Source organism: Mycobacterium sp. (genome assembly GCF_035697385.1).
In the GTDB taxonomy this organism is placed as follows: Bacteria; Actinomycetota; Actinomycetes; order Mycobacteriales; family Mycobacteriaceae; genus Mycobacterium.
The window spans coordinates 1-6,397 of the sequence record NZ_DASSCY010000136.1 but is presented as its reverse complement, the minus strand read 5'-3'; the positions used below and the strand labels follow the sequence as shown (position 1 = coordinate 6,397).

General features: G+C 67.0%; 9 protein-coding genes and 2 pseudogenes. 5 read left to right on the top strand and 6 right to left on the bottom strand.

The genetic code is table 11. From position 1 onward, the window contains the following. From VFH65_RS11590 to VFH65_RS11580, 3 genes and pseudogenes are all read right to left on the bottom strand, one after another. Positions 1 to 206: pseudogene (locus tag VFH65_RS11590) on the bottom strand (RimJ/RimL family protein N-acetyltransferase); the annotation flags it as partial. A 23-nt stretch (positions 207 to 229) separates the two neighbouring features. Continuing rightward, positions 230 to 1,492, bottom strand: a complete 1,263-nt coding sequence (gene glp / locus VFH65_RS11585; protein ID WP_353321582.1) for a gephyrin-like molybdotransferase Glp — start codon at positions 1,490 to 1,492, stop codon at positions 230 to 232. 37 nt (positions 1,493 to 1,529) lie between these two features. Next, positions 1,530 to 2,441 (bottom strand): UTP--glucose-1-phosphate uridylyltransferase, encoded by a 912-nt coding sequence (locus tag VFH65_RS11580; RefSeq protein ID WP_353321581.1) that lies wholly within the window; start codon positions 2,439 to 2,441, stop codon positions 1,530 to 1,532. Positions 2,442 to 2,516: 75 nt separating this feature from the next. Between VFH65_RS11580 and VFH65_RS11575 the strand changes: the two genes are divergently transcribed. The 3 genes and pseudogenes from VFH65_RS11575 to VFH65_RS32050 form a co-directional block, all read left to right on the top strand. Beyond that, complete coding sequence (locus tag VFH65_RS11575; RefSeq protein ID WP_353321579.1) at positions 2,517 to 3,101, top strand: 5-formyltetrahydrofolate cyclo-ligase; 585 nt, start codon at positions 2,517 to 2,519, stop codon at positions 3,099 to 3,101. A gap of 59 nt (positions 3,102 to 3,160) precedes the next feature. Further along, entirely contained in the window at positions 3,161 to 4,363 is a 1,203-nt protein-coding gene (locus VFH65_RS11570) for an MFS transporter (RefSeq protein WP_353321577.1), read from the top strand. A gap of 25 nt (positions 4,364 to 4,388) precedes the next feature. Next, a pseudogene (locus tag VFH65_RS32050) lies at positions 4,389 to 4,562 on the top strand (FmdB family zinc ribbon protein); the annotation flags it as partial. Positions 4,563 to 4,576: 14 nt separating this feature from the next. Here VFH65_RS32050 and VFH65_RS32045 read toward each other — a convergent pair. Beyond that, positions 4,577 to 4,762 carry a hypothetical protein gene (locus VFH65_RS32045; RefSeq protein WP_414688400.1) on the bottom strand — a complete coding sequence of 62 codons (186 nt, stop codon included), beginning with the start codon at positions 4,760 to 4,762 and terminating at the stop codon, positions 4,577 to 4,579. Positions 4,763 to 4,828: 66 nt separating this feature from the next. On the opposite strand from VFH65_RS32045, the gene VFH65_RS11560 reads away from it, so the two are divergent. Further along, positions 4,829 to 5,485 carry an SAF domain-containing protein gene (locus tag VFH65_RS11560; protein ID WP_353321575.1) on the top strand — a complete coding sequence of 219 codons (657 nt, stop codon included), beginning with the start codon at positions 4,829 to 4,831 and terminating at the stop codon, positions 5,483 to 5,485. Between the two features lie 4 nt (positions 5,486 to 5,489). Here the strand turns inward: VFH65_RS11560 and VFH65_RS11555 are convergent, their stop codons facing one another. Further along, complete coding sequence (locus tag VFH65_RS11555) at positions 5,490 to 5,693, bottom strand: hypothetical protein (RefSeq protein WP_353321574.1); 204 nt, start codon at positions 5,691 to 5,693, stop codon at positions 5,490 to 5,492. 95 nt (positions 5,694 to 5,788) lie between these two features. On the opposite strand from VFH65_RS11555, the gene mscL reads away from it, so the two are divergent. Then, positions 5,789 to 6,247 (top strand): large-conductance mechanosensitive channel protein MscL, encoded by a 459-nt coding sequence (gene mscL, locus VFH65_RS11550; RefSeq protein WP_353321573.1) that lies wholly within the window; start codon positions 5,789 to 5,791, stop codon positions 6,245 to 6,247. A 13-nt stretch (positions 6,248 to 6,260) separates the two neighbouring features. Here mscL and VFH65_RS11545 read toward each other — a convergent pair. Next, positions 6,261 to 6,397 (bottom strand): MspA family porin (locus VFH65_RS11545; protein ID WP_353321584.1); only part of this gene is annotated, 137 nt, incomplete at its 5' end.

Sequence of the window (6,397 nt, the reverse complement as noted above, 5' to 3'; positions counted from 1 at the left end):
GTAATCGCATGCCGCACATCCCAATCCACGTCGGTGGCCGGTTCCCATGGTTCTAAACGCGCGCGATCGGCAAGCCTGATTCGGCTCCACTGGTTGGCGTCGCGCAGCCGCACCTGGCGCAGCCGCACCACTCCTGCGGGTACCCGCAGCGGACCGACAGGCGTCGGCCACCCCGGATGCAGAGAACTCGAACGCCAGAGGTTCATCACGGCACTCCCGGCCCCGCGGATCAGCCGCGCTGGGCCAGGAACGCGACGTCGACGATCTCGCCGGTGCGGATCTGTTCGGCCTCGCTGGGAACGGTCACAAGACAGTTAGCCTCGGCGAGCGTGGCGAGAAGGTGCGACGACGCGCCCGCCTCACCGCCGAGAGCCTGCACCAGGTACTCGCCGGTGTCCTGGTCGCGCATCAGCTGGCCGCGCAGATAGCCCTTGCGTCCGGCCACTGAGGCGATCGGAGATAGCGTGCGGGCCTGCACAATTCGGCGCATCGGTTGACGCTTGCCCAACGACAGCCGGATCAGCGGCCGGACCATCACCTCGAACACCACCAACGCGCTCACCGGGTTCGCAGGAAGCAGGAACACCGGTACACCCTCGGGCCCGAGCTGACCGAAGCCCTGAACCGAGCCGGGATGCATCGCGATTCGGGTGACCTCCATCTCGCCTAGCTCTGCCAAGACCGACCGCACACTTTCGGCCGCGGCTCCCCCAACCGCACCGGCGATCACCACCACCTCGGCCCGATTCAGTTGTCCCTCAACGACTTCGCGCAATTCCTTGGGGTCGGTGTCGACGATCCCTACGCGGTTCACCTCCGCGCCGGCGTCGCGCCCCGCGGCAGCCAACGCGTACGAATTCACGTCGTAGACCTGGCCGTTGCCTGGCGTTCTTGAAATGTCGACGAGCTCGCCACCGACACACATCACCGAGACCCGCGGCCGCGGATGCACCAGCACACGTTCGCGCCCGACGGCGGCCAGCAGGCCCACCTGCGCCGGGCCGATGATCGTGCCTGCCCGCACCGCGACATCGCCCGGTTGCACATCGTCGCCGGTCCGGCGAACGTATGCGCCGGACCGGACGCCGCGCAGCACCCTGACCCGGGCCTCGCCGCCGTCGGTCCATCGCAGGGGCAGCACAGCATCGGCGAGCGTCGGCATCGGCGCACCGGTCTGCACGCGAGCCGCCTGCCGGGGCTGCAGCCGGCTCGGCGTGCGGGCGCCCGCCTCGATCGAACCCATCACGGGGAGGCTGATCTCACCGTCCGCGTCGCCCTCGCCGTCCTCGTCACCAGCGCCGACGCCGAGCACATCCACACTGCGGACGGCGTACCCGTCAATGGCGGCCTGATCGAAACCCGGCAGAGGGCGTTCGGTGACGACTTCCTCGGCGCACATCAAACCTTGCGCTTCGGCGATGGCTACCCGGACGGGTCTAGGCGCTACCGCGGCGGCCGCTACCCGAGCCTGCTGCTCTTCCACCGAACGCACAAAACCCCTATCTAGGCGTCAGGGGCGTCGTTGCGTGTCAGCAATCGATCAGCCCCAATCGCTCAACCAACCACCGGCGCAGCTCGGGCCCGTAGTCGTCGCGTTTCAATGCAAAGTCAACCGCAGCCTTGAGGTAGCCGCCGGGATTTCCGAGGTCGTGTCGATCGCCGCGGTGCACCACCACATGTACCGGATGGCCGTCTTCGATCAGAAGCGCGATGGCGTCGGTCAGCTGGATCTCACCGCCTGCGCCGCGCGGAACCCGCCGGATCGCGTCGAATATCGCGCGGTCGAGCACGTAGCGGCCGGCTGCGGCATACAACGACGGGGCGTCCTCGGCTTTCGGCTTCTCCACCATCCCCTTGACCCGTAACACGTTGGGATTGTTGGTGTCCGGAACGGTTTCGACGTCGAAAACGCCGTAGGCGCTTATCTCATCGGGTTGGACCTCGAATGCGCAGAGCACCGTACCGCCGCGCTTGGCGCGAACCTTCGACATGGTCTCGAGCACCCCGGTGGGTAGCACGAGGTCGTCGGGCAACAGCACCGCGATGGCGTCTTCGTCGGGCGAAAGGGCCACCTCGACGCAGCTGACGGCGTGCCCGAGGCCCAGCGGTTCGGCCTGGACCACCGACTCGACCTTGATCAGCGCAGGTGCCCTGCGGACCTTCTCGAGCATGGCGTTCTTGCCGCGCGCCTCCAGCGTGCCCTCGAGGACCAGGTCTTCGACGAAGTGCGCAACCACCCCGTCCTTGCCTTCCGAGGTGACGATGATCAGGCGTTCGGCACCAGCTTCGGCGGCCTCGGCCGCCACCAGCTCAATGCCAGGAGTGTCGACGACGGGCAGCAACTCCTTGGGCACCGTTTTGGTGGCGGGCAGAAACCGGGTTCCCAGCCCCGCGGCCGGGACAACCGCCGTGCGCGGAATCGGTACCAGAGACGGTGTCATCGCTAACACATTAACCTCCCTACGTTGGTTAAACCTGCCAAGGCCGAGGTTCGGAGAGGCTTGAGAGGGTTCGCGGTGGACACGACGAAGGCCGAGGCGCGAGCCGCGATCCTGCAGGCCCGCCGCGCGTTGGCGCCCGAGCTTCACGACGCCGAGGCCCACGCCCTGTGCTCACACCTGCCCGGTCTCGTCGCCGGCAGCGACACCGCCGGCGCCTACGTACCCGTCGGTTCCGAGCCCGGCTCCCTGGAATTGATCGATTCCCTGCTCCGAATCGGCGTACGGGTGCTGCTGCCCGTCGCACGCCACGACGCGGCAGGCATCCCCATGCCACTGCAGTGGGGGGAATACCGCCGCGGGGAGCTCGTCGAGGCGCGATTCGGCTTACTCGAGCCCGCCGAGCCGTGGCTGCCCGCCGAAGCGATCGCCACCGCCGCGGTGGTCCTGGTTCCCGCTCTTGCCGTGGACCGCACCGGAATTCGGCTGGGCCGCGGCGCGGGTTTCTACGACCGGACCTTGGTGCTGACCGATTCCTCGGCACGACTGGTCGCGGTGGTCCGCGACGACGAAGTGGTCGACAAACTGCCAGCCGAGCCGCATGACGTCCGGATGACCCATGCGCTGACGCCGTTGCGGGGATTGGTTTCCTTGAGCCACTGACGGCTGCCTTGTCGCAAAGCCGCCAGCAACACTGCGATCAAACGGCTGGACTGGGCGCCATGGCCTCATCCACCACAGTCGCTCCGTCTAGCACACCGCTTGTCGGCTGGCTCGCCGTGATCTCGGTGGCGATGGGGATCTTCTCCATCGTCACCACCGAGATATTGCCGATCGGTGTGCTCACATCGATCGGTGCGACGTACCAAATCTCTGATGGCACAGCGGGTTTGATGATGGCGATGCCCGGCCTGCTTGCCGCTTTCGCAGCGCCGGCGGTGACGGTCTCGACGGCGAGACTTGATCGGCGATCGATGCTCTGCGCGCTGATGCTCCTGCTGGCGCTGGCGAATTTCCTCGCCGCCGCGGCGCCGGCCTACTGGGTCATGGCGGTCTCGCGTGTCGTGGTCGGGTTCGTCATCGGCGCCTTCTGGTCGATCGGGTCGGGGCTGGCCGCGCGATTGGTTCGTCCGGAGTCGACGGCCAGGGCGACGGCGGTGATCTTCTCCGCCGTTCCACTGGGTTCCGTATTCGGCGTGCCGGCAGGCACCTTCATCGCGGACATCGCGGGCTGGCGGGCCGCGTTCGCCGTGATGGGTGTGCTCACGTTGGGCGTGGTCGCGGCGCTTGTCGCCTTCGTGCCCCGGCTGCCTGCCGTTGAGGTCACGCAACTGGCCGCACTCCGCGACATGTTCTCCAGCAGCGCGGTTCGGGTCGGCCTGGTCATCACCTTTCTGATCGTGATCGCACACTTCGGGACCTACACCTACGTGACACCGTTCCTCGAGGACGTCACTGCCGTCGGGCCGAGCGCGATCACCGCGTTTCTGCTGGTGTACGGGGCCGCCGGCGTCGTCGGAAACTTCGTCGCGGGCACGCTGGCGGCGCGCAACGTACGGGCGACGTTCGCGCTCGCGGCGTGCATGATCGCCGGCGCGACGCTCCTCCTGCCGGTCTTCGGGCACTCCGAAATCGGAGCCGTGCTTCTGCTCATCGTGTGGGGCCTTGCCTACGGTGGTGTGCCGGTCTGCTCGCAGATGTGGTTCGTCAAGTCGTCATCGGGCGCGACCGAAGCGGCCTCGGTGCTGTTCACCTCGTCGTTTCAGGCGAGCATCTCGATCGGCGCACTGCTCGGCGGTGTCGTGGTCGACGCGACGTCTACAGTGACCGTGATGCTGCTGGGCGGAACCACCGCCGTACTCATGGCGCTCACCGTGTGGGCTTTCACATCACCCGACTCGCGGGGAATGGTGAAGCACACATAGCGGTTCTAGCACTTGAGCCGGTAGAGTGCTAAGAAGTTTGATCACCTCGGAGGTTTTCGTGCCTACCTATTCCTATGCGTGCACCGAATGCAGTAACCGCTTCGATGCAGTACAGGCGTTCAGCGACGATGCGCTGACCACGTGCCCGAAGTGCTCGGGCCGGCTTCGCAAGCTGTTCGGCTCGGTGGGAGTGGTGTTCAAGGGCAGCGGCTTCTACCGCACCGACAGCCGCGAGCCTGCCAAGAGTTCGAGCAACGGGTCCAACGGTTCGAGCGCCAGCTCTGACGCCGGGGCTTCATCGAGCTCGTCGTCGTCGTCGGAGAAGTCCAGCTCCAGCTCGTCCGACAGTTCGAGCTCGACCAGCTCGGCGCCCGCCGCCGCAGCGTCCAGCTGACGCACTGAAGTTATCCACAGGCGCGGCATAAGCCCGCCCCACCGCCACCGTCCGCTGCCTAGCGTGGCGGCATGGGGGACTCGCTCAATCCGACGGCTCTGAGCCGGCTGAGAAGCCTGCGGCCCGACTGGTCGCGTACCGTGGCGGCCCGCCGCGTCGTAGCGGGGGCGCTGGTGGTTCTGGCCGCTGTGGCTGCGTTGCGCTCCGATCCCGACGGAGATCACACCCAGATCGTCGTCGCCGCGCGCGACCTCGCTCCAGGCGTCGAGATCACCACCGACGATGTCCGGCTCGAAAACCACACGACGACAACACTTCCCGATGGGTACCAGTCAGACGTCTCCGCGGTCGTCGGCGCGACACTGGCCGGTCCCGCCCGGCGCGGAGAGACGATCACCGACGTGCGATTGCTTGGCCCGCGGCTGGCCGAATCGGCGGCGGGCCCCGATGCCAGGATCGTGCCGCTGCATCTCGCGGACACGGCACTGCTCGATCTGATCCGCAGTGGGGATGTCGTCGACGTGCTCGCCGCGGCAACGTCGGATACCGGCGTCGATGCCGAGCCACAGGTGATCGCGACCGACGCCGTCGTCGTCCTGGTCTCGGAGAAGACGAAGGGGACCGGCGGCGGCAGCGACCGGGTTGTGCTGGTGGCGCTGCCCGCTCACGCCGCCAACGAGGTGGCGGGCGCGGCGTTGGTGCAGACGGTCACGCTCACCTTCCACTGATGGCTCAGGGTGGAGGCGCGGGCACCGGCGTGGTGGTCGGCACCGCCACCGCGCCGCTCTCGATGACGTCGATCACCATGTCGGCCAGCTCATCTGACGTCGACGTCGTGGTAGGGCCCGGCTGGGCCGGTTCAGCACTGGCCGTCCCCACCGCGAAGACCGAAAGACCGAACAGCACACCCACCATCGCCGACAGCAGCCACCGCATGGCCAGAAGCTAGCACCGGACTGCGTCCGCTGCAGTGTCAACCCGACTAACGTTGCGTGTCAGCCAGATACACGACTGCAGGAAGGATTCCGAGCATGTTGAAGGGCTTCAAGGAGTTTCTCGCCAGGGGCAACATCGTCGACCTGTCGATCGCGGTGGTCATCGGTACCGCGTTCACGGCGCTGGTCACGAAGTTCACCGACAGCATCATCCAACCACTCATCAACCGCATCGGCGCCGGAGGCGACTCCGACTACGGCATCCTGCGAATCGGCATCGGGGGCGGTCAGGCCATCGACCTGAACATCCTGCTGTCGGCGGCCATCAACTTCATCCTCGTTGCCGCGGTCGTCTACTTCCTGGTCGTCGCCCCATACAACCGGCTACGCAAGAAGGGCGAGGTCGAGCAGGCCCAGGACACCGAGCTCGCGATCCTGACCGAGATCCGCAACATCCTGGCCGAGACCAACGGCCAGTCCGGCAAGCACGTCACCGGCCCTGGCACCGGACCAAGCCCCGACACCGCCGGGACGACGAGCGCCGACAGGTCCTAGTCCTGCCGTCCGATTAGTTCATGTTCCAGGGTTCGCCGTAGGTGGTGACGCTGTCACCGGTCGAGGCGATGAGCCGAGCGAACGGACGCAGCAGCACACCACCGGCCGCACCGGTCACGGTGCCGTGCGCGTTGGAGACCGCCACACCAC

Coding starts and splice junctions, on each gene's coding strand:
- VFH65_RS11580 (WP_353321581.1), bottom strand. CDS start 2,441: ATGACACCGTCTCTGGTACCGATTCCGCGCACGGCGGTTGTCCCGGCC.
- VFH65_RS11570 (WP_353321577.1), top strand. CDS start 3,161: ATGGCCTCATCCACCACAGTCGCTCCGTCTAGCACACCGCTTGTCGGC.
- VFH65_RS11560 (WP_353321575.1), top strand. CDS start 4,829: ATGGGGGACTCGCTCAATCCGACGGCTCTGAGCCGGCTGAGAAGCCTG.
- VFH65_RS11555 (WP_353321574.1), bottom strand. CDS start 5,693: ATGCGGTGGCTGCTGTCGGCGATGGTGGGTGTGCTGTTCGGTCTTTCG.
- mscL (WP_353321573.1), top strand. CDS start 5,789: ATGTTGAAGGGCTTCAAGGAGTTTCTCGCCAGGGGCAACATCGTCGAC.